The 20389-nt window shown below is 42.0% G+C and carries 22 protein-coding genes; 14 read left to right on the plus strand and 8 right to left on the minus strand.

Going from position 1 to position 20389, the window contains the following annotated elements:
- Window positions 1–417 precede the first annotated feature (417 nt).
- From BLQ87_RS17860 to BLQ87_RS17900, 9 genes are all read left to right on the plus strand, one after another.
- Complete coding sequence (locus tag BLQ87_RS17860; RefSeq protein ID WP_172664859.1) at window positions 418–1338, plus strand: glycerophosphodiester phosphodiesterase family protein; 921 nt, start codon at window positions 418–420, stop codon at window positions 1336–1338.
- A 1-nt stretch (window position 1339) separates the two neighbouring features.
- Entirely contained in the window at window positions 1340–2047 is a 708-nt protein-coding gene (locus tag BLQ87_RS17865; RefSeq protein WP_074609450.1) for an ATP-binding cassette domain-containing protein, read from the plus strand.
- A 92-nt stretch (window positions 2048–2139) separates the two neighbouring features.
- Window positions 2140–2658, plus strand: coding sequence for a hypothetical protein (locus BLQ87_RS17870; RefSeq protein ID WP_074609452.1), 519 nt, complete (start codon window positions 2140–2142; stop codon window positions 2656–2658).
- Between the two features lie 177 nt (window positions 2659–2835).
- Window positions 2836–3360 (plus strand): outer membrane beta-barrel protein, encoded by a 525-nt coding sequence (locus BLQ87_RS17875; RefSeq protein ID WP_074609455.1) that lies wholly within the window; start codon window positions 2836–2838, stop codon window positions 3358–3360.
- Window positions 3361–3392: 32 nt separating this feature from the next.
- Window positions 3393–4121, plus strand: a complete 729-nt coding sequence (gene gldF, locus BLQ87_RS17880; RefSeq protein WP_074609457.1) for a gliding motility-associated ABC transporter permease subunit GldF — start codon at window positions 3393–3395, stop codon at window positions 4119–4121.
- A complete protein-coding gene (gldG, locus tag BLQ87_RS17885; protein ID WP_074609459.1) occupies window positions 4115–5791 on the plus strand; it encodes a gliding motility-associated ABC transporter substrate-binding protein GldG in 1677 nt (558 codons plus the stop codon). The genes gldF and gldG overlap by 7 nt, the downstream gene beginning before the upstream one ends.
- Window positions 5792–5825: 34 nt before the next feature.
- Window positions 5826–6950: a DNA polymerase III subunit beta gene (dnaN, locus tag BLQ87_RS17890; RefSeq protein WP_074609461.1), complete on the plus strand. Its 1125-nt coding sequence runs from the start codon at window positions 5826–5828 to the stop codon at window positions 6948–6950.
- An 86-nt stretch (window positions 6951–7036) separates the two neighbouring features.
- Window positions 7037–7726: a DUF4397 domain-containing protein gene (locus BLQ87_RS17895; RefSeq protein WP_074609463.1), complete on the plus strand. Its 690-nt coding sequence runs from the start codon at window positions 7037–7039 to the stop codon at window positions 7724–7726.
- A gap of 73 nt (window positions 7727–7799) precedes the next feature.
- Entirely contained in the window at window positions 7800–8459 is a 660-nt protein-coding gene (locus BLQ87_RS17900; RefSeq protein WP_074609465.1) for a VTT domain-containing protein, read from the plus strand.
- On the opposite strand, the gene BLQ87_RS17905 is transcribed toward BLQ87_RS17900, so the two are convergent.
- From BLQ87_RS17905 to BLQ87_RS17925, 5 genes are read right to left on the minus strand one after another with little or no spacing between them, the layout of a single operon-like run.
- Window positions 8456–9412, minus strand: a complete 957-nt coding sequence (locus BLQ87_RS17905) for a zinc dependent phospholipase C family protein (protein WP_074609467.1) — start codon at window positions 9410–9412, stop codon at window positions 8456–8458. The genes BLQ87_RS17900 and BLQ87_RS17905 overlap by 4 nt on opposite strands.
- 35 nt (window positions 9413–9447) lie before the next feature.
- The gene (gene dnaK, locus BLQ87_RS17910) at window positions 9448–11307 is read right to left on the minus strand and encodes a molecular chaperone DnaK (protein ID WP_074609469.1); all 1860 of its coding nucleotides are present in this window, start codon (window positions 11305–11307) and stop codon (window positions 9448–9450) included.
- A gap of 39 nt (window positions 11308–11346) precedes the next feature.
- A complete protein-coding gene (locus tag BLQ87_RS17915; protein ID WP_074609471.1) occupies window positions 11347–12447 on the minus strand; it encodes a DUF3810 domain-containing protein in 1101 nt (366 codons plus the stop codon).
- Complete coding sequence (locus tag BLQ87_RS17920; protein WP_074609473.1) at window positions 12447–13781, minus strand: dihydroorotase; 1335 nt, start codon at window positions 13779–13781, stop codon at window positions 12447–12449. Before BLQ87_RS17920 ends, BLQ87_RS17915 begins: the two co-directional genes overlap by 1 nt.
- A 26-nt stretch (window positions 13782–13807) precedes the next feature.
- Entirely contained in the window at window positions 13808–15712 is a 1905-nt protein-coding gene (locus tag BLQ87_RS17925; protein ID WP_074609475.1) for a M1 family metallopeptidase, read from the minus strand.
- Between the two features lie 215 nt (window positions 15713–15927).
- On the opposite strand from BLQ87_RS17925, the gene BLQ87_RS17930 reads away from it, so the two are divergent.
- Genes BLQ87_RS17930 through BLQ87_RS17945 form a run of 4 tightly spaced genes read left to right on the plus strand, consistent with a single transcriptional unit; the run spans window position 15928 to window position 18311 of the window.
- Window positions 15928–17259, plus strand: a complete 1332-nt coding sequence (locus BLQ87_RS17930) for a DEAD/DEAH box helicase (protein WP_074609477.1) — start codon at window positions 15928–15930, stop codon at window positions 17257–17259.
- A gap of 11 nt (window positions 17260–17270) precedes the next feature.
- Window positions 17271–17549 (plus strand): hypothetical protein, encoded by a 279-nt coding sequence (locus BLQ87_RS17935; RefSeq protein ID WP_245723878.1) that lies wholly within the window; start codon window positions 17271–17273, stop codon window positions 17547–17549.
- Window positions 17550–17885 (plus strand): gliding motility protein GldC, encoded by a 336-nt coding sequence (gene gldC / locus BLQ87_RS17940; RefSeq protein ID WP_074609482.1) that lies wholly within the window; start codon window positions 17550–17552, stop codon window positions 17883–17885.
- Between the two features lie 3 nt (window positions 17886–17888).
- Window positions 17889–18311 (plus strand): hypothetical protein, encoded by a 423-nt coding sequence (locus tag BLQ87_RS17945; protein ID WP_074609484.1) that lies wholly within the window; start codon window positions 17889–17891, stop codon window positions 18309–18311.
- A 191-nt stretch (window positions 18312–18502) separates the two neighbouring features.
- On the opposite strand, the gene BLQ87_RS17950 is transcribed toward BLQ87_RS17945, so the two are convergent.
- Window positions 18503–19018: a DUF421 domain-containing protein gene (locus BLQ87_RS17950; RefSeq protein ID WP_074609485.1), complete on the minus strand. Its 516-nt coding sequence runs from the start codon at window positions 19016–19018 to the stop codon at window positions 18503–18505.
- A gap of 4 nt (window positions 19019–19022) precedes the next feature.
- Complete coding sequence (locus BLQ87_RS17955) at window positions 19023–19514, minus strand: methylated-DNA--[protein]-cysteine S-methyltransferase (RefSeq protein ID WP_074609486.1); 492 nt, start codon at window positions 19512–19514, stop codon at window positions 19023–19025.
- Window positions 19515–19587: 73 nt separating this feature from the next.
- Between BLQ87_RS17955 and BLQ87_RS17960 the strand changes: the two genes are divergently transcribed.
- Window positions 19588–20247: a heme exporter protein CcmB gene (locus tag BLQ87_RS17960; protein WP_074609487.1), complete on the plus strand. Its 660-nt coding sequence runs from the start codon at window positions 19588–19590 to the stop codon at window positions 20245–20247.
- Here the strand turns inward: BLQ87_RS17960 and BLQ87_RS33810 are convergent.
- The gene (locus tag BLQ87_RS33810) at window positions 20244–20387 is read right to left on the minus strand and encodes a hypothetical protein (RefSeq protein ID WP_172664860.1); all 144 of its coding nucleotides are present in this window, start codon (window positions 20385–20387) and stop codon (window positions 20244–20246) included. The genes BLQ87_RS17960 and BLQ87_RS33810 overlap by 4 nt on opposite strands.
- Window positions 20388–20389 lie beyond the last annotated feature (2 nt).

The following is a 20389-nucleotide window of genomic DNA, read 5'->3' on the forward strand; positions in this document are numbered from 1 at the left end:
AAGATTAACAAATAAATCAGCTCACCTAAGTTGGATGATTCTTAAAATACAATGCAGGGATTGTAAAGACCAGGTAGGAATAGCACAAAATCAGGACATTTTTTTTGTAAAGCTATATCCGTAATAAGGGCTCGGAACTGCCTTGAAACAGGGTTCCGGGCACCACGCTCTGACCACGCTTTAAACTCGGTCTATACTCGGTGCAAGCCCGCTTGAAAGCGTGTTAAAGGCGGGTGAGCAACGCCTATAAATGGAGTGTGTTATGAGCAATACTGCAAGCTGTCTTTTACCTGCTTTTTCTCTGAATGTTTTGTGGTAAACTTTATTTCGGAATGAACAGCTCCATACTGAAAAGGCAGCATAAATTGAATGCAGAGAAATATCATTGGGTAAGGTCTAATTTTCCTACTTTTGAACATGAAACAATTTAATCTGCTTCTGGCGGGCTTTCTTTTGCTTGCCGTATCTTGTACCTCACAAACAAAAAATTACATTTCTTTTGGGAATGCCCGGGAATTAAGAGGCTTTTTAAACAGAAAAACGCCGGGATACCCACTGATCAGTGCACATAGAGGCGGGCCTATGAAGGGCTTCCCTGAAAATTGTATTGCCACTTTTGAAAATGCGACGACCCATCAGCCTGTAGTCATTGAGTTTGATGTGACATTGAGTAAAGATTCTGTGTTGGTGGTGATGCACGATGACAAGCTGGACAGAACAAGTAATGGAACGGGCTTCATCAGAGAACATACCTATGCCGAATTGCAGAAGCTGCAATTGAAAGACAATTTCGGAACCTTAACCTCTTATAAGATTCCTACTTTAAAAGAGGTCTTAAGCTGGGGTAAGGGAAAAGTATTGTTCACCATTGATGTGAAGAGGGGAGTTCCTTTTGCAAAAATCATTGAGGAAGTCCGCAAAACCAAATCTGAATCTAATTCGATCATCATTACTTACAATGACAATCAGGCAGTAGAAGTACATCAACTGGCTCCGGACCTGATGATTTCTGTTTCGGCCAAATACAATAACGATCTGGAACGTTTAAAGTCTAAAGGTGTTCCTTATGATAGAATGGTTGCCTTTGTGGGAACACGCGGATTTGATCAAAAAGATTTTTGGGCTTTACATCAGGACGGTATCCCTTGTATCATGGGAACAATGGGTAACTTAGACAAACGTGCAAAGACCAGAAGAGGCACTAAGTATTATTATATGTACGCGAACAGCGGTGCAGATATGATCTCTACAGACAATCTGGTGATGGCTGGAAAAGAACTGGATCAATATAGAAAAGATAAGAAGATAACTTCTGTACACGTTAAAAAAGTAAAGTAAATTGAGTATTCAGGTAAAGGGGCTGGCGAAACATTATGGTCAGCAAAAAGCAGTAGACGAGATTAGCTTTGAAGCTAAACCAGGAAAGATTTTGGGCTTTTTAGGCCCTAATGGTGCCGGGAAGTCGACCACGATGAAAATGCTGACGGGCTATTTAAAACCTACATCCGGGACGGCTAAGCTGTGTGGTTTTGATACCCAGATGGACAGTCTTGAAGTCAGGCGCATTATGGGCTATCTGCCCGAAAACACGCCGCTCTATACAGATATGTACGTGCAGGAATTTTTGTTATTTGTGGCAAATACTTATCAATTGAAAGATGCTGCATTACGTGTAAAAGAAACGATAGAAAAGGTAGGGCTCGATCCGGAACAGCATAAAAAGATTTCCATGTTGTCGAAAGGATACCGGCAAAGGGTAGGTTTGGCTCAGGCTATCATTCATCAACCCAAAGTATTAATTCTGGATGAACCGACATCAGGACTGGACCCAAACCAGCTCACAGACATCAGAGAGTTGATCAAAAATCTTGGGAAAGATAAAACGGTGATTCTTTCTACGCATATTATGCAGGAGGTAGAAGCACTTTGTGATGAAGTCATCATCATCAATAAAGGCAAAATTGTAGCCAATGCCACAATTACTGAACTTAAAAATGAACACCAAATGACTTCTTTAGAGGATATTTTCAGAAAACTGACCTCCTGATTAATTTTTATTTATGAGTTTGTAACGATTGGCCAAGTTTTTGCATCTAAGAGTTGATTTTATATCAGTAATATAAATTTAAACGTAAACACATGAGAAAATTATTTTTACTAACAGCAATCGCAGGTATTTTTGCATTCACTAATGTTAATGCACAGAAAGATGCGGCAATGAGTGGCCCTAAGTTAGGTATAGGTGCTGAATTCGCGTTTCCAGTAGGAAACTTTGGCGATTGGGCTAAATTTGGTGTTGGAGGTTCATTATTGTACCAACATCCGGTAGCTCCAAATTTGAATTTAACTGCTAATGCAGGTTACCTAAGTATCAAAGCTAAAGATATTATTGGTGGTGGTACTTCAGGAATTATTCCGGTAAAGGTTGGTGCCAGGTATTTTGTAGCAGAAAATTTTTATGTAAATGGTGAGCTAGGTGCTGCGTTTTCAACTGAAACAGGTGGTAGTACTGCATTTGCTTACTCTCCAGGTCTTGGTATTGAGTTCCCGGTTGCAGACAAATCTTCAATCGATGTAGGAGCACGTTACGAAGGATGGTCTAAAAATGGTACAAGTTCATTTATCGGCTTAAGAGCTGCATTTAACTTCGGTTTGTAGAACTTAATCTATTAAAACTTATAGATTCTGTCAAAGAATCTGATGAAGCCTTCCTGTTTACAGGGAGGCTTTGTTGTTTTATTCTTTCGGAGAAGTTTAACGTACGGTTTATGAACTTTTAATTTTTTTTGTATCTATGTGTCGAATTTTAGCTTCAGGCCCTATTAATTAGATTCCATGAAAAGACTACTCTTAATCCTCTTCACATTTGCTGCTATTAGTGCTACTAAAGCCCAAACGGGCGATCCTGCTATGGAAGGTCCAAAATTCGGAATTGGTCTTGACTTCACCTTTCCGATGGGAAGTTTTAAAGATCAGACAAATTACGGAGTAGGGGGCTCTCTATTATATCAACATCCTGTTTCCAAAAACCTAAGCATCACCGGAAATGTTGGTTATCTGAAATTAAACGGAAAGAAGACCATACTCAATCTCAATTACAGTGAAGGGTTTATTCCGGTAAAGGCTGGAGCAAGGTATTTCCTTGCGGAAAACATTTACGGCGGAGCTGAATTGGGTGTTTCTATTTCTACCGCCAGTGGAAATGGTTCAGGCACCTCATTTATTTATGTGCCAGCTGTTGGCGTTGCATTCCCTGTCTCCGATAAAGGCATTGTAGATGTGGGGGTTCGTTACGAAAGCTGGACGAGAAGCAGTAGTACCCGTTCTTTTATTGGCATTAGGGCAGGATATAATTTTTAATTTTCTAACTTCGGCATCGTTAATTAAAATGCATGTACGCGGTATTTAAAAGGGAATTATTTAGCTTATTGAACTCCTTAATGGCTTATATTACCATTGGGGTTTTCCTTCTGGCTTCTGGCTTATTGTTGTGGTTTTTTCCGGATACTTCTATTCTGGAATACGGCTATGCCGAGCTGAGCAGCTTTTTTAACCTTGCTCCTTTTTTATTCCTCTTTCTTATTCCTGCCATTACCATGCGTTCTTTTGCAGAGGAAAGGCGGGAAGGGACTTATATTTTACTCGCTACAAGACCAGTTACTGACTGGCAGATCATACTGGCCAAATACCTGGCCTGCTTTGTTCTGGTGCTCTTTGCATTGATCCCCACACTGATCTATTGTTATTCTGTATCAAAGCTGGCCCTGCCCGCAGGGAATATTGATACCGGGGCAATTATTGGTTCTTATATTGGCTTATTGTTATTGGGAGCTTCCTTTCTAGCGGTCGGAATTTTTGCCTCTTCCATCACGAAAAACCAGGTGGTGGCCTTTGCCATTGCCGTATTTCTATGTTTTATCGCCTATAGTGGATTTGATGCCATGAGCCAGATTTTTGGTTTTCGGGCCATTGAAAATATATTGCTCAGCCTGAGTGTAAACGAACATTATCAATCCATTAGCAGGGGTGTTCTGGATACCCGTGACCTGGTTTATTTCCTCAGTTTCATTATCGCATTTCTTGGGCTGACTAAACTCGTGATCGGAGGTCGGAAATGGTAGGCAACAAACAAAAACTGTCGGGTATCCTCATTTTTGTGGCGGGTTTAATTCTGCTCAATGTCCTTGCGCAATACGTGTATACCAGAATCGACTTCACCAAAGAAAAGCGATTCACCTTAACACCAAAATCAAAAACCATTCTCGGGAAGATCAATCAGCCGATTACGATTACTGTATTTTTAGATGGCGACCTTCCCGCTCCTTTTAAACGACTTAGAAATGCAACCAGAGATCTGCTTGCCGATTATAAAGCCTACGGTGGAAAAGAAATCAAAGTGATTTTCAGAGACCCGATTTCCGGGCTTTCGATACCCGAACAGGATACTGTGATCAATAATCTATACCGCTCGGGCATTGAACCGACCACCATAAACATTAAAAATGATGCTGGTTTTGCCCAAAAGATGGTTTTTCCGATGGCCATGCTGGAGAGTGGTGACCATCAGCTTCCGCTAAGATTATTACAAAACCTGAACGCGACAGGAAGTTACGAGGAGAACATCAACAATTCGATTCAGAACCTGGAATATCTGTTTACCGGTGCGATTCAGAAAGTGTTGAGCAATGAGCATCCCAGGATCGGTTTTACCGAAGGTAACGGAGAACTATCGGACCTGTCCTTAAATGATGCGATCAACAGCCTTTCAGAAAGCTATGAAGTGGGCCGGGTAAACCTGAATACCATTGATGCTGCAGGGCTGGATAAATTGAAAGTCCTGATCATTGCAAAACCACAGCAGGAATTTACGGAGGCCGAAAAATATAAGATCAACTATTTTGTCATGAAAGGGGGCAGGGTAGTCTGGACGATAGATCAGGTGAGTGCCGACCTGGATAGTTTAAAAGGATCGGGAGAGCAGCTGGCTTTCAATAAAAAGCTAAACATAGACGATATGTTGTTTATGTATGGCGCCCGTGTAAATTACAACCTGATCGCAGATGCGAATTGTGTTGAAATTCCGTTAAGCATGGGACAGCAGGGCCAGATAGAACTGGCGCCATGGGTTTATTATCCGTTGCTGATGCCGGATACGGCACACAACCTGGTGAAGAACATCGATGCAGTCAGAGGTGAATTTAGCAGTACGGTAGATACGATTGGGGTAAAAGGACTAAAGAAGACGGTGATCCTGCACTCTTCCCCATTTAATAAGATTTTTAATGCGCCGAAATTGCTTTCTCTGCAAATGGTGGCTGAACAACCTGATCCGCGTGATTATGCCAGTGTCCCACAAAACCTTGGGGTACTAATTGAAGGGACTTTCCCTTCCGTGTTCCTGAATCGTGCGGTTCCGGCAGGCATTACCGGAAATTACGCGGTTGCTCCGCTAAGTAAACCAACCAAAATGATCGTGATTGGTGATGGCGATGTCTTCAAAAATCAGCTGAGCAGTAAGGATGGTTCTGCATTTCCCTTGGGTTTCGACAGATACACCCAAAAAAGCTACGGAAATAAAGCATTGTTGTTAAATATTGCAGATTACCTGTCAAATGATGATAATTTAATTACTTTGCGCAATAAGGAGGTTAGGATCAGGTTATTGGATAAAGCACGTCTGCGTACAGAAAAGCTACAATGGCAATTGATCAATATGGCTTTACCTTTATTATTGTTAATATCGTTCGCAATTTTTCAACATTATTACCGTAAGCATAAGTATGCAAGGTAATTTTTATATTTTTGAGAACTGACAAGATCATACTATGAGATTTATTGTATCCACATCAACGTTATTAAAACATTTGCAAACAGTAAACGGTGCGTCGAGCAGTAGTACTGTATTGCCAATACTGGAAAATTTCCTCTTTGAGATTAAAGACGGAAGTTTAACCATATCTGCCACTGATTTACAAACCAGCATGACGACCTCCTTACCGGTGGAGTCTAAAGAAGGCGGAAAAGTAGCTGTGCCGGCAAAAATACTTTTAGACACTTTAAAAACATTACCTGATCAGCCGATCTCTTTCAATATCGATGACAATACCTTTTCTATTGAAATCAGCGCGGGTGATGGTAAGTATAAGTTAAGTGGAGAAAATGGAGATGATTTTCCTAAAATCCCAACTGTAGAAAATGCTTCTTCTGTAAATTTACCTGCTTCGGTATTAACGGAAGCAATCACCAAAACTATTTTTGCAGTGAGCAGTGATGAGTTACGTCCGGCAATGACTGGCGTATACTGTCAGCTTTCTGAACAACACATCACCTTTGTGGCTACTGATGCACATAAACTGGTAAGATATAGAAGAATGGACAGCAAAGGAGATAAAGCTTCTTCTTTCATCCTTCCTAAAAAAGCATTAACCTTATTGAAAGCAGCACTTCCTTCTACTGATGCGAATGTTTCTGTGGATTACAATGCTACAAGTGCTTTCTTTAAATTCGAGAACATCAATTTGGTTTGTCGTTTAATTGACGAGCGTTATCCTGATTATGAAGCAGTAATTCCTGCGAATAACCCGAATAAACTGATCATTGACCGTGCATTGTTCTTAAATACCTTGCGCAGGGTGGTGATTTTCGCAAATAAAACCACACACCAGGTGCGTTTAAAAATCAATGGCAGTGAATTGAACATCTCTTCTGAGGATTTGGATTTCGCCAATGAAGCACATGAGCGTCTGAGCTGTCAATATGAAGGTGAAGACCTGGAAATTGGATTCAATGCGCGTTTCTTAATCGAGATGTTGAGCAACCTGAGTGGAGAAGAAGTAACATTGGAACTTTCTACACCTAACCGCGCAGGATTACTGATCCCACAAACAAACGACGAAAATGAAGACGTTCTGATGTTGGTGATGCCGGTAATGCTGAATAACTATAACTAGATTTAAAAATAAATATATTGGAATGGCTTGGTTTTTGACCAAGCCTTCTTTTTGTAAAATACTTTGTAAATTAAATTGTTGTTGTCATGGAAAAAAAGTTCTCTTACCCAAAAAGCATTAATTTAGCCCTGACCATCATTTGTATTGGCCTGGCAACGATTTTGAGTTCCTGCCTGAAGGCTCCTAAACCTATTCCTGTTGGAGAAGCAAAATTAAGGTATATCAATGCCGCATTTGGCTCGGCTGCACAGGCATTTTATATCAATGGAAAACGGTTCGGATCAGGACTGGTCAATTACGGACAAATGTCTGCCTCATTTCCTGTAGTATCAGGAACGCAATCCCTGGCCTTTGCTGATGAAGCATCATCCCAGCCTACGGCAGGAATTAATGGAGAGCTTGAGATTAATGGAAACTATTCGATCTTTCTATATAAAAACCTGGATGGCAAAGCGGAAGTTCTGGGAATAGGGGATAACCTTACTGCCCCGGACGCCGGAAAAGCTAAAATCAGGTTTATTCACCTGAATGGTTTTCTGAACAATTCTATTGCCATAAAGGTGACTGGGGGAGCAGAACTTATATCGGCACTTCCTTTTGCAAACAGCAGCACCTATTATCAGGTAGATCCGGGAGCTAAATTTATTGCTTCAGGAACTGGCGTAACCAGCAATCCGGAAATTGACCTGGGCATCCTGGCGGGTAAAATTTATACCGTCTGGCTTAGCGGAAGCGACTCAACGGAATTGAAAGCCTATTCATTCACTGCTAATTAAATTTACATTACTAAATCAAAAAGAGCATGGTTATTGCCATGATATTCTTAATTTTGGGCTTAATTTATACAACTTGGAAATTTTCTCACAACTGGTAGATTTTATATTACACACCGATAAAGCTTTAGTACAGCTGGTAAGTGATTATAAAACATGGACTTATCTTATTCTTTTCTTAATTATTTTTGCTGAAACTGGTTTTGTGGTAACTCCATTTTTACCCGGCGACTCTATGCTGTTTGCAGTAGGTGCACTCATCGCAAAAGGAGGCACAGGTCTGGATATCTGGGTTATGTTCCTGCTGTTAAGTGCTGCCGCCATCCTGGGGAACAGTTTAAATTACAGGCTCGGCAGTTTCTTTGGCGTGAAAGTCTTTAAAGAAGGAAATAAGATTCTAAAACTTGAATATTACAATAAATCGCATGAGTTTTTTGAGAAGCATGGCGGAAAAGCAATTATGTTTAGCCGTTTCCTTCCGATCTTCAGGACGATTGCACCTTTTGTTGCCGGAGTAGCAAAAATGCCTTTTGGCAGGTTTACTTATTACAATGTGGTAGGTGGTCTTGGCTGGATCGGCAGTTTATTATTCGCAGGTTTCTTATTGGGCCAGATTCCGGTGATCAGAGATAACTTCTCTATTGTCATCATCACGATTGCAGTCGTTACTTTCGCCCCGGTGATTTACGCAGCAATAAAAAGCAGGATTAAACCTAAAGATATCATCGAGAACTAAGGCTCCCGGCCGATTAGTTGTCCTTTATCATAAAGCCTTTTGTCTTCCTCGGCCTTTTTCCGGTCTGAGGAAGACATTTTTTTTTGGATCAGGTTGCGCAATTCCGGTTGCCCGGCGTCTATCCAGGCGGAATACCAGTAGGAGCCTGTTGCGTGGATGGCCCCACGCATCTGTCTTTCCACCATCTGGTTCATCTGTTCATGGTAAGCCCTGGAATAACCTAAAGAATATTGTCTCATTACCTGTTGGTTTCTTTTTGAAAAGCTATACTTTCTGTAAGCAGGAAAGCTGGCGTTAAGCTGTGCTTCCAGTGTGAGCACACTATCCAGTAACGCATGACTATGACTGATGATTTTCCAGGCCTTTCCAAGTGGATCTTCTATGTACGCCGCCTTGCCGACTCTGTAATTGTACTTTTCGGCAAACAGCTCCGGTAAACGGCTTTCCCAGAAAGCGTGGATGCCATGTTGATTGCTCAGTTGCCCGTTATGGTTTTGCGTGGTATGCAGCGGGACATGCGCATCGGCAATATAATGCCCGAGGTAGGCAGAATAGATAAGAATCTTCATGGAATCCCTGTTTTTAAACGCGTTGACGAGCTGATAGTAAGACTTTTGAATCTGCCAGGGGAGGGTTCCGCTACTGCTTAATTTTTCAGCACCATATTTTTTTAAAGCATCGTTATACCTCCTGGGAATGCTGTCAATATTTGATTCATAGACTTCTACATCAAGGTAATGCCTTGGCGCTTCGGCAGAGTCTGCATAGCGGCGTTTGTCGGCATCTACAGAGTGATCACTGAGGTATTTGATATTTGCCTTGTAAAAAGTATTGATGCCGTTATGGAGCGTAAAAACAGCAAGGTGGTTGATCCGTTGATGGGCGTAAAATCCCCAGGAGCAAAAAAGAAAGGTTCCGGCACATAGCATTACAGAGATCAGCAAATACTTCATCTCTGTAAAACTATATAAAGGAACCTATTGAGTGGTTATTTATCTATGCTTTTTCCTTTCATGGCGGAGGATACCGCCACATCCATCACGCGCTCGGCAAACGGACGGGTAAATTCATTCAGTTCATCGGCTTTTTTAAGAATCTCATCTTTTTCTGCCTTTGCTAAAGCCTGTTTAAGAGCCTCAATATGTGTTTTTGTATCCGAAATTTCTTCCGGAGTCAGGAAACTGCCATGTTTTTCAATAAAGCGTTCGGCAGTATAAGCCAATTGTTCTCCTTCGCTTCTGGCTTCAATCAGCATGCGTTGTGCAACATCGCTTTTGGCATGGGTGATGCTGTCGATGAGCATTTTTTCTACCGTATCATCCGTCAGTCCGTAACTTGGGGTAATGTCAATTTCCTGTTTTACACCTGACCTTAACTCTATCGCCTGAACGGTTAGAATTCCATCGGCATTGAGCATAAAGTTGATGTCTACCTTCGGCAATCCGGCAGGCATGGCAGGAATGCCTTTCAGGTCAAATTCTGCTAATTTTCTATTCTCCTGTACCAGGTCACGCTCTCCCTGAAAAACAGAGATTTTCATGTTTACCTGTCCGTCGATAGAGGTGGTATATTGTCTTCCTGCTTTCGTAGGTACTTTTGCATTTCTGGGAATGATCACATCCATCAGTCCGCCCATGGTTTCAATACCCAGGGAAAGTGGGGTAACATCAAGTAAAAGGATGTCTGACCGGTTTCCGGCAAGGATATCCGCCTGAATGGCAGCACCAAGGGCAACCACTTCATCCGGGTTGATCTGATCATGAGGAGGGCGGCCAAAAAACTCGGCAACCTGTGCTTTTACATAAGGGGTTCTTGTCGAACCACCAACAAGTACAACTTCATCAATCTCAGCAACGGTAAGCTTGGAATCAGCTAAAGCCTGTTTACAAGAGTTTAAAGTTTCTGCTACTTTCGCTGCAATCAGCTCCTCAAAAGTTTGTTTATCTAAAGTACACCAGATGTCTCCGATCTGCTCATTGAACAGGTTCTGGCTACTTAGCGCTTTTTTTGCTTCTTCTGCTTTTAACCTCAGCGACTGCATTAATCCGGAATCCTGAGCCAGGGCTGCTGCATCAAGTTTATTTTTTTCTATCCAGTAGTGAACGATGGAACGGTCAAAATCATCCCCACCTAAAAAGGTATTTCCATTTGTGGATAACACTTCAAAAATGCCGTTTTGTATGGATAAAATGGATACATCAAAGGTTCCGCCTCCAAGGTCATATACGGCAATTGTTTTCTGTTGATTGGGATCAAGACCCAGACCGTAGGCCAGACTGGCTGCGGTAGGTTCGTTTACAATTCTCAATACATCCAGACCTGCCAATCTACCTGCATCCCGGGTCGCTTGTCGCTGGCTATCGTTAAAATAAGCAGGAACAGTGATCACGGCACGGTTTACCGGTGTTTTTAAAGCATGTTCAGCTCTTGCCTTCAATTCTTTAAGAATCTCTGCAGAAAGCTCTATTGGGGTATAGAATTTATCACCGGCTTTAATTTTTACCAGTGAATCATTTTCATCATCAATGATTTTATAAGAAAAGGTATCCTGATGACCGGCCACATCTTTATAAGACCTGCCCAGCAGTCTTTTTACGGAAAATATGGTGTTTGCAGGATCTGTAATTAAAAAGTCTTTGGCTTCATTTCCTACCAGTGCATCTCCTTTGGCATTAAAATGGACCACTGAAGGAACCAATAGCCCCTTTCCGGTATCATTGATCACCTGTGGGTTTTTGTCCGGGTTAATAAAGGCCACCAGACTATTGGTGGTGCCAAGGTCAATGCCGACGATGATTTCTTCTTGTTGCAGGGAGCCTGTCGCCAGGTTGATGGATATCTTTGCCATAGTCCGGCAAATTTAGGAATGTTTTAAGGTTTTTTTGTGTTAAGGTTGTAATGTTTTGAGCTTCTGCCTTTGAATCAGTTCTTTTTTGTGAATATTATACAGCCAGATCACAATATCCTGATAGCTGTCGGCACCCTTAGCCTGGTTATTGAGCTTTAGGAAACCATCCAGCGCGATGCCCATATAACCATACATATCGCTGTTGTATTTCTGCCAGAAGGCCCTCTCTGCTTTGAAATCTTTAATGGTTTCGGGATTGATGCTGGCATACAGGCGTTGATAGTCTTCCGGGGATTTAATTCTGATCTCGAATAAAATACTCCTCAGCATATTGTAAGCCGCGGAATAGCGGAAGTTTTCATCTGTGCTGTGAATGGCGGTTAAATAACCGATCAGGTTGGCTTCATCTTCTCTTCCTATGCCAAGCTGGTGGGCAATTTCATGACAGGTAACGAAAGGCAATGATACTGCCGGAAGTCTCATATTTACATTTGCCTCTCCAGATAAAGGATTGTAATAACCTTCAATGCCAATTTTGGTGACGATCCAGCTGTTTAAGACGGCTTTCACTGAGGGGCTGCGGTATTGAAAAAATGCGTTATTTTTTTTCATCAGATCGTAAGCTTCTTTTGCCTTACTTTCCAGCTCATCAACGTTGTAGTTTTCTTTTTTAAGGTGTTGAAGTGTATTCAGCTTGTCGATGAAATACTCCCCCAATAAAACGAGTTCTGTGGTATTGTATTTCCCGTCCGAAATTCCCAATCGTTTGGAAATAGATGGACGTGAATAATTGAGGCCCCAGAGGATTTTAAAAACAAGGTATAAGATCAGAAAGAAATTCAGCAATTGTAAGGGGACATTGATCCGGTCTTCGGACTTTAGTTTCTTTTGAGAAAGTTTTCTGAAGAACAGATAAATGCTCCTCAATGCATAAAGCACCAGAAGGAGGTATAGGAAATCGCCAAGTGCAAAAGGAAAGATGGAACTGAGGAATCGCTGAGCAACAGAGATGGCCTGATAGAGGCCATCTGAATAAAACCTTTCGATAAATGAGCTGTTCATCCCGGCGAGAAATACCAATCCCGACAGGAGGAAGAGCAGGACAAACTTTTTAATCCCGGGTTTGTCCTTTAATGTCATTATCTGTTGAAATTTAGTCTTTTGCCAATGGCATTGGTCATGAATTTCCCTTTTTGATAAGCCAGATTTCCGGAAACGAAGGTATGCGTAATTTCCGCCTGAAAGGTTTGACCTTCAAAAGGAGACCATCCGCATTTATACCAAAGATTGGCTCTGGTTACTTTTACGGGGTCATTCAGGTGAACCAATACCAGATCTGCCCAGTAGCCTTCTCTGATAAAACCTCTTCTGTCTACGTTGAAGCAGGTGGCCACATTGTGTGCTGTTTTCTCCGCAATCTGTTCGAGTGTAATTTTCTTTTGATGGTACATTTCCAGTAAAGCAGATAGGGCGTGTTGTACCAGTGGGCCTCCGGAAGGGGCTTTCAGGTAAGGTTGCTCTTTTTCTGCGATGGTATGTGGGGCATGATCTGTTGCAATGATGTCAATATGACCATCTAATACGCCTTTTAGTATCGCATCTTTATCTTGTGCTGTTTTTACAGCCGGGTTCCATTTGATCCAGTTGCCTTTGGCTGCATAATCCTGATCATCAAACCAAAGGTGATGTATACAGGCCTCGGCCGTAATTCTTTTATCTTTTAGCGGAGTAATTGCGTCAAAAAGAGCCACTTCTCTGGCAGTAGAGATGTGAAGAATGTGTAACCTGGTATTGTATTTCCTGGCGAGTTCTACAGCCATTGAAGAAGAAATATAACAAGCTTCTGCACTTCTGATGAGTGGATGCATGTCTATGGTGATGTTATCTCCATATTTTTCTTTGTAGGCAGCCATGTTCTCACGAATGGTTTTTTCATCTTCGCAATGGGTGGCAACGAGCATCGGGGCATCTTTGAAAATGTTTTCCAATACTTTCTCATTGTCAACCAGCATATTTCCTGTAGAAGAGCCCATGAAGACTTTAATTCCGCAAACATTTTTAGGGTCTGTTTTTAAAACTTCCTCCAGGTTATCATTTGAAGCGCCCATGAAGAAGGAATAGTTGGCCAATGAGACCTCTGATGCAATCTTATACTTGTCTGCCAGCAATTCCTGGGTTAAGGTATTGGGTACGGTATTTGGCATTTCCATCCAGGAGGTGATTCCTCCGGCTACTGCAGCCATACTTTCGGAAAAGATGTCTGCTTTGTCCGTTAAACCCGGTTCCCTGAAATGGACCTGATCGTCAATCATACCCGGAAAGAGGTGTAAGCCTTCCGCATTAATTTCTTTTGCGCCTTCCGCCTGGATATTCGGGGCGATTTTTTCAATAAATCCGTCTTTAATCAGTACGTCAGCAACAAATATTTGGCCTTCGTTAACCACTGAGGCCGCTTTTATCAGAATGGTGTTCATGACCTCAAACTTAAATAAAAATTTTGTTATTTGCTTTTCCAGGTATTATCTCCGGCATTTGCATCTACAAATAATCCCCCGTTTATATTGATTTCCGATACGGTTTTCTTCGCTTTTAAGGAAACTACCGCTGCTTTCTGATTGGCTTTCCATAAAGCAGGTGTCTGGTGGAAAACCCCGGTGGATCCGTCCTTATAGGTAAGGATCACGTCAAAAGGAACGGCGAAGCCTCCGGTATTGCGGACCGAAAGCTGGTAAGCCAGACCTTTGTTCGTTACTTTGGCGATGCTCAGGTCGATGTAATTATTGCTGAAAAACCAGTTGTTCCAGTACCAGTTCAGGTTTTGTCCGGAAACATCATTCAGCGTATAGAAAAAGTCCCATGGAATAGGATGTTTCCCGTTCCAGCGGTCCATATAAGCATGCAGGTGTTTTTTGAAAGCCACATCGCCAAGCATGTCTTTTAGTGCAAGATAGGCGAGGGAGGGTTTCACATAGGCGTTATTGCTATAGCCTGCTCCGGAAACCTGGGTAGATAAAGAAATGATGGGTTGATCTTCTTCTGTTGAAGGATCGAAGATCCACCTGTTCACCCTGAATGTCTTATAGTTTCCATCCGCTTTCTTTTTCCCCAGCTGGTCAATGCCAATAAGGTATTCTAATGTGGTTGCCCAGCCTTCATCCATATGTGCATAACGGGTTTCGTTGGTGCCCATGTAAAAAGGGAAATAAGTATGTGCAATTTCATGGTTCAGAACAAACTGAGAGAATTCCATATCCGGTGTGCTGGAGTCGTTTACCATCATCGGATATTCCATATCGGCAAAGCCCTGAACGGCGGTCATCTTTGAAAAAGGATAGGGGATGCCTGGCCAGTTGTTCGAAAACCAGTGTAAAGCCTGTTTAGACCAGGTTGTCGCCTGGGCAAAATCTTTTGCTTGGGCATCGTAAGCCGATTGTACACTCGCCCTTCTGTTTGTTTTTGCATCCACGATTACGCTCCCTGCATCCCAGAGGTAATGGTTGCTCAGGGAGAAAGTCATATCGGTAATGTGACTGGCGCTGAATCTCCAGCTGTTCCATTCCTTCTGTTGGGTCACCTGTCCTTTGGCCATCTCTTCTGCATTGGCAATGGCAATAATTTCCTCGCTGTTATAGGATTTTTTTAACCGCGCTGCATAAGCAGGCTGTAACACTTCATCCGGATTCTGAAGATCGCCTGTGGCCCATACTACATAGTTTTTCGGCGCTTTGACAGTTAACTGGTAATCGTTAAAGTCGTTGTAAAATTCGGCACGGTCGGTATGAGGGATTTGGTCCCAGCCATTGTAATCGTCATATACAGAGATTCTTGGGAAAGCATAGGCAACGAAGAAGGTGCTGCTGTCGAGCTGTCCTTCTCTTCCGCTTTCTTTGGATAGGGGATAAGCCCAGCTGATGTTAAAAACCGCCGTTTGTCCGGGGTTAAGTGCAGTTTTTAGTGGCACATCTTCTACAGTGCCCCAATTTTTAGTGTTTAGTGAATAGCTTTGACCATCTACTTCAAATGATTTGATGTCCAGTCCGGAGGTCAGGAAGTCTTTGCTGACATAACCCGATCTTGGTGCTTCAGGTTTATGGAGGTTATTGACAAACCGGATGGCGACCTGGTGTAGGGTATCCGGACTGTGATTGGTGTATTTTATGGTCTCTGTTCCTTCCACAAGCTTAGTGTCTGGGGTTACCTGGATGTGCAGGTCGTATTTTCCCTGATTTTGCCAGTAATGCTTTCCCGGTTTACCATCTTTAGAACGGGTTCCTTTATCGTAGGCAGCTTTAATGTTTCTTGGCATATACAGTTCCTGAGCATGTAAAGCGGTGTTGGTCGTGATGATTAGTGCAAGGGTAACCGGAAGACCAATGGTCAGCAACCTGAAGATATTTTTTTTCATCAGTATATATTAATACATAAACAATGCTATCGTTACCTAAAAGTACTGGTTTTACGTATAGATTTTTATCGGTAAATTTAAATTGAAAGATAAGAATCAATAAAAAAGGAATGATCGTCAAGGAGGTTACTGATGCAGAGGACATGATCAGGGCTTTAAACAAGGTTCTGTAAAAATGTAATTACTGATCCTGTAAATAATAGTATATTTGCAAAATGCCCAAAACATTTGAAGAGTTTAACCTTAATCGCCAGATTTTAAATGCTGTAGCTGATGCCGGGTTTACTCATGCCACCCCAATACAAGAAAAAGCAATTGCGCCTGTTTTATCAGGACAGGATATATTCGGCATTGCTGAAACCGGAACAGGAAAGACAGCAGCCTATGTTTTGCCGATCTTAATGCAATTGAAATATGCACAGGGAGATGCTGCCCGTGCCTTAATCCTGGCTCCGACAAGAGAGCTGGCGATGCAGATTACTGAACATATCAAGATTTTCTCTAAATATACAGACCTCCGTACCGTAGTGGTTTATGGCGGTCTTGGTCCGAAAACGCAAATTGAACAGATCAAAGCAGGTGTCGATATTATTGTTGCCACTCCCGGAAGATTCCTGGATATTTACCTTGCAGGACATATCAATACCCAGTATCTGAAATTTCTGGTTTTAGATGAAGCGGATAAAATGATGGATATGGGCTTTATTGGTTCCATTCACCGCATTTTGGAAATAGTTCCCCGCAGACGCCAGAACCTGTTGTTTTCTGCAACGATGAGTGATCTGGTACAAAAGATCGCCGGAGATTTCCTGAAACACCCTACAGTTATAGAGGTGGGTTTACAGGCTACGCCTGCTCAGACGGTTACGCAAACGCTGTATGAGGTACCCAATTTAAAAACAAAGATCAATCTTTTGCAGCACCTGCTGAAAAATGATGAGGAGTTTAAAAGGCTGATCATCTTCTGTAAGACCAAAACAGTAGCGGATAACATTTTTAGCTTTATTGAACGTAAATTCGGCGCAGAAGCGGTAAGGGTAATTCATGCCAATAAAGGACAGAATACGAGGATCAATTCGATCAATAGCTTTAAAGAAGGAAATGTCAGGGTATTGGTGGCTACAGACGTAGCTTCCCGTGGAATTGACGTTTCTGAAGTAAGTCATGTGATCAACTTTGATGTACCGATCATTATCGAAGATTATGTGCACAGGATCGGACGTACGGGCCGTGCTTATGCAAAAGGCGATGCCCTCACTTTTTTCACGCCTGCGGAAAAATATTACATTGAGAAAATACAAAAGTTGATCAGACAGGAGATTCCTGTAGTACCTTTGCCGGCGGAAGTTTTCGTGGAAGAGACACCTTACGAAGAACGTCAGGCCATTAACAGGGCTATTGATGATCAGAAGCGCAAGGAGGATCCTGATTTTAAAGGAGCTTTCCATGAGAAAAAACATGCGGCCTCAATTGCTGCTGCAGAAAGGGAGAAGAACAAAAACAAAACTCCTGCCTGGAAGTCAAAGAAATTCAAAAAAAGAAAGTAAACAAAGAAGAATTGAAAGTAAAACTGACACCGCTTAATATTGTTTCCGCGATCTTTTTGGTGATTGCTGTGCTGATGATGCTCGAAAAATCGCCTGCGCCATCAGCAAAGACAATTGACCTGTCGGGGATATTAATGTGGTTTAGTTTTTTAATCGTCCTGGTTTCTTTTATCTCCGATCAGATTTTCAGGAAGTTTATTCCCGAGTTGAAGAAAATATGGGCGATAGAATGTGCCTTTATCGTTTTCACCATCATCTTAGTTTTTATTATAAAAGTCAGCATATATTAAATGAAAAAAGCAGAAATTAAAATTACGGTGCAGTTAGATGATAACAATGTACCTGACAATATCCTTTGGGAATCTACAGACTCGAAAAGCCAGGAGCAAGTGCCTGTAAAGTCAATGATGCTGGCCCTTTGGGACCATAATTATAAAAACTCTATGCGCATTGACTTATGGACTAAAGATATGCCTGTTGATGAAATGAAAAGGTTCTTTTATGAAACTTTGCAAACCATGGGAGATAGCTTTCTTAAAGCTACCGGAGAGAAATTAATCATCGAAGATCTGCGTGATTACTGTGCGCATTTTGCAGATAAAATGGGCATCAATACACAACAATAAGTAATGAGAGCTCAGGGAATTATAGGTGCGGTAATTATGGCAATTGGTGGAATTTGTCCTTTGCTACGCATTCCAATTATAGGCAACTGGAATTATTTCGATCTGGATCAGACTTTAGCAATCACGTTTTATGTGGTGGCAGTGATCGGGTTATTGGGTGCCTTTACCCAAAAAGCCGGACTGATCAAATTTGCCGGATGGGCAGGGATTGTATTGGTGGCGATTACTTTAACCGGCATCTATTTCAAGGCACATGGCTCTTTCGGATTTCTTCATTTCAAAAAGCTGGTGAACCTGGCGGCGGGAATGGTGAAATATAAATGGGGTTGGTATGTGATCCTTGCAGGCGCATTTATCTTAATTACGGTAAGGAGACCTAAGGTGGTGATCGCAAATACTGCGGTTCCTGCAGGTGCAGCAGTATAGTTGTAAAAATATTCTTCCGGAATTGGTTGTTCCTTCGCTTTCTTCGGATCGCCTGGGTTTAACCGGTTCCGGAATTTTTTTTGCGCTGTTTTTAATTCAGGAGGTAATGTTTTGATTCAGTGACTGGTATTTTAATTCAGCAGTATGTGTTTTAATTCAGCGATTGCTATTTTAATTCAGCAGCTGGTGTTTTAATTCAATGACCCCAGAGATTTGTGTTTCTTTTTGCGCTTATATTGGGTTTGCTTTAAGTCGCCGGATCCGGTAATGATGCTGATATTGCCATCTGTTTCAAACATGGCCAGTTTTACATCTTTGTATTTATCCACTCCGTGTTCCCTCATTGCTTCACGTAGTTCTTCATCGCTGATATCGAGCTTGCTGAGTGTTGCGAAATCGAGGTGCCCATTGTGGATCAGGATTTCTGGTTTTTCTGATAACAGTTCCCTGAACTTTTTACTCTTAAACATCAGCTTTTTTAAGGCGTAATTCAAGGCAAACAGGACTGCGGCGGCAACGAGGCCTCCGAGCAGACTGGTGTCGCTGCCCACCATGGCATTCTGAACAGCATTGCTGATGAGTAGAATCAGTACTACATCGGTCGTGTTTAGTTGAGAGAGCTCCTTTTTTCCGGTTAAACGGATGGCGATGAGCATAAATGCATAGACGGCAAGGCTCCTTAGTATGATGTCGAGGTATGGGTTCATGTATTTAGAATTTTAGCATCATTTGTCCCTGCTGACTAACTTCCCGTTCATGGTCCAGCAACCATTTCTTGCGCCAGAGGGACCCGGCATAGCCGACTAAAGTGCCATCACTTCCAATCACCCTGTGACAAGGTACAACAATAGCCAGGTTGTTTTTTCCATTCGCTGCGGCCATCGCCCTTATGGCCAGCACATTGTTCATCTGCTTCGCCATTTGTAGGTAAGATCTCGTTACACCGTAATCTATCGTAAGCAGTGCAGCCCATACTTCCTGCTGGAACGCTGTTCCCGGCTGTTGAATAGGTAAGGTAAAAGTCTTTAAGCTCCCTTCGAAATAAGCCGTTAGTTGCGAAACGGCCAGTTGTGTGATCTCGTTTTCGTTTTGCTCAGTGATGATATGCTCTTTGAAGCTGATTTTTTGTACAAACTGCTCATCAGCAACGATGCTGATGGGGCCAAGCGGACTCTGTAAAATACTGCAATACTGAATATTCATAGGAATACAATATTATGGATATTTAATTGACAAAGATAAAAGATAGGGGATTAAGAATTATCTTTGCGGCTGCATGAATTTAATAGATCAGGTAAAGTTTTTAATTAAGAAAGAGTTGCTGCTGGAATGGCGTTCTAAATATGCTTTAAATGGCGTTCTTCTCTATGTGGTATCCACTGTTTTTGTTTGCTATTTGTCTTTTGTAAGTGTAGAGAAAATCACCTGGAATGCTTTATTCTGGATTATCATGTTATTTGCTTCTATCAATGCGGTTTCAAAAAGCTTTCTTCAGGAAAGTAAAGGCAGGCAGCTGTACATTTATACGATAGCAAGTCCGCTGGCACTGATCATTTCAAAGACGATTTACAATGTGTTGCTGATGATGTTGCTGACGGTTATTGCACTGGGTTTTTATACCCTTGTGTTTAATTATGTACCCGAAGATCTGGGTTTATATATTGTGGCTACCCTGCTGGGAAGTTTAAGCTTTTCTACGATATTCACGATGGTGTCTGCCATTGCTTCCAAAGCGGGAAATGGCGGAATGCTCATGGCAATTCTGAGTTTTCCGGTGATTATACCTGTCTTGATTGTATTGATTAAGCTGACAAAAAATGCCATAGACGGACTGGATAGGAGTGTGAGTATGGATGAAATCGGAATCCTGCTGATTATAAACGCGCTGGTGATGGCGGTTTCGCTAATCCTGTTTCCTTATCTCTGGAGGGATTAACAGTACTTTGAAGGGCCACCATTTACGCGATGGCTGCAATTGAAGGTGCAACCCGGAGGTCTGGCTCCACCTGTCACTTTTTTAAGTTCATTTCTGTTGAGTTGTTGAACTCCTTTCCGGTTTAAATTGTTTTTTAACATCA

The sequence above is a fragment of the Pedobacter steynii genome, from assembly GCF_900103665.1.
Classification (GTDB): domain Bacteria; phylum Bacteroidota; class Bacteroidia; order Sphingobacteriales; family Sphingobacteriaceae; genus Pedobacter; species Pedobacter steynii.

What these genes read in the sequence shown, in the direction of transcription:
- BLQ87_RS17915 (WP_074609471.1), bottom strand. Translation starts at nt 12,447, where the DNA reads ATGACATTAAAGGACAAACCCGGGATTAAAAAGTTTGTCCTGCTCTTC.
- BLQ87_RS17925 (WP_074609475.1), bottom strand. Translation starts at nt 15,712, where the DNA reads ATGAAAAAAAATATCTTCAGGTTGCTGACCATTGGTCTTCCGGTTACC.
- BLQ87_RS17930 (WP_074609477.1), top strand. Translation starts at nt 15,928, where the DNA reads ATGCCCAAAACATTTGAAGAGTTTAACCTTAATCGCCAGATTTTAAAT.
- BLQ87_RS17860 (WP_172664859.1), top strand. Translation starts at nt 418, where the DNA reads ATGAAACAATTTAATCTGCTTCTGGCGGGCTTTCTTTTGCTTGCCGTA.
- BLQ87_RS17960 (WP_074609487.1), top strand. Translation starts at nt 19,588, where the DNA reads ATGAATTTAATAGATCAGGTAAAGTTTTTAATTAAGAAAGAGTTGCTG.
- BLQ87_RS17920 (WP_074609473.1), bottom strand. Translation starts at nt 13,781, where the DNA reads ATGAACACCATTCTGATAAAAGCGGCCTCAGTGGTTAACGAAGGCCAA.
- dnaK (WP_074609469.1), bottom strand. Translation starts at nt 11,307, where the DNA reads ATGGCAAAGATATCCATCAACCTGGCGACAGGCTCCCTGCAACAAGAA.
- BLQ87_RS17955 (WP_074609486.1), bottom strand. Translation starts at nt 19,514, where the DNA reads ATGAATATTCAGTATTGCAGTATTTTACAGAGTCCGCTTGGCCCCATC.
- BLQ87_RS17870 (WP_074609452.1), top strand. Translation starts at nt 2,140, where the DNA reads ATGAGAAAATTATTTTTACTAACAGCAATCGCAGGTATTTTTGCATTC.
- dnaN (WP_074609461.1), top strand. Translation starts at nt 5,826, where the DNA reads ATGAGATTTATTGTATCCACATCAACGTTATTAAAACATTTGCAAACA.
- BLQ87_RS17875 (WP_074609455.1), top strand. Translation starts at nt 2,836, where the DNA reads ATGAAAAGACTACTCTTAATCCTCTTCACATTTGCTGCTATTAGTGCT.
- BLQ87_RS33810 (WP_172664860.1), bottom strand. Translation starts at nt 20,387, where the DNA reads ATGTTAAAAAACAATTTAAACCGGAAAGGAGTTCAACAACTCAACAGA.
- gldF (WP_074609457.1), top strand. Translation starts at nt 3,393, where the DNA reads ATGTACGCGGTATTTAAAAGGGAATTATTTAGCTTATTGAACTCCTTA.
- BLQ87_RS17945 (WP_074609484.1), top strand. Translation starts at nt 17,889, where the DNA reads ATGAGAGCTCAGGGAATTATAGGTGCGGTAATTATGGCAATTGGTGGA.
- BLQ87_RS17950 (WP_074609485.1), bottom strand. Translation starts at nt 19,018, where the DNA reads ATGAACCCATACCTCGACATCATACTAAGGAGCCTTGCCGTCTATGCA.
- gldC (WP_074609482.1), top strand. Translation starts at nt 17,550, where the DNA reads ATGAAAAAAGCAGAAATTAAAATTACGGTGCAGTTAGATGATAACAAT.
- BLQ87_RS17895 (WP_074609463.1), top strand. Translation starts at nt 7,037, where the DNA reads ATGGAAAAAAAGTTCTCTTACCCAAAAAGCATTAATTTAGCCCTGACC.
- gldG (WP_074609459.1), top strand. Translation starts at nt 4,115, where the DNA reads ATGGTAGGCAACAAACAAAAACTGTCGGGTATCCTCATTTTTGTGGCG.
- BLQ87_RS17905 (WP_074609467.1), bottom strand. Translation starts at nt 9,412, where the DNA reads ATGAAGTATTTGCTGATCTCTGTAATGCTATGTGCCGGAACCTTTCTT.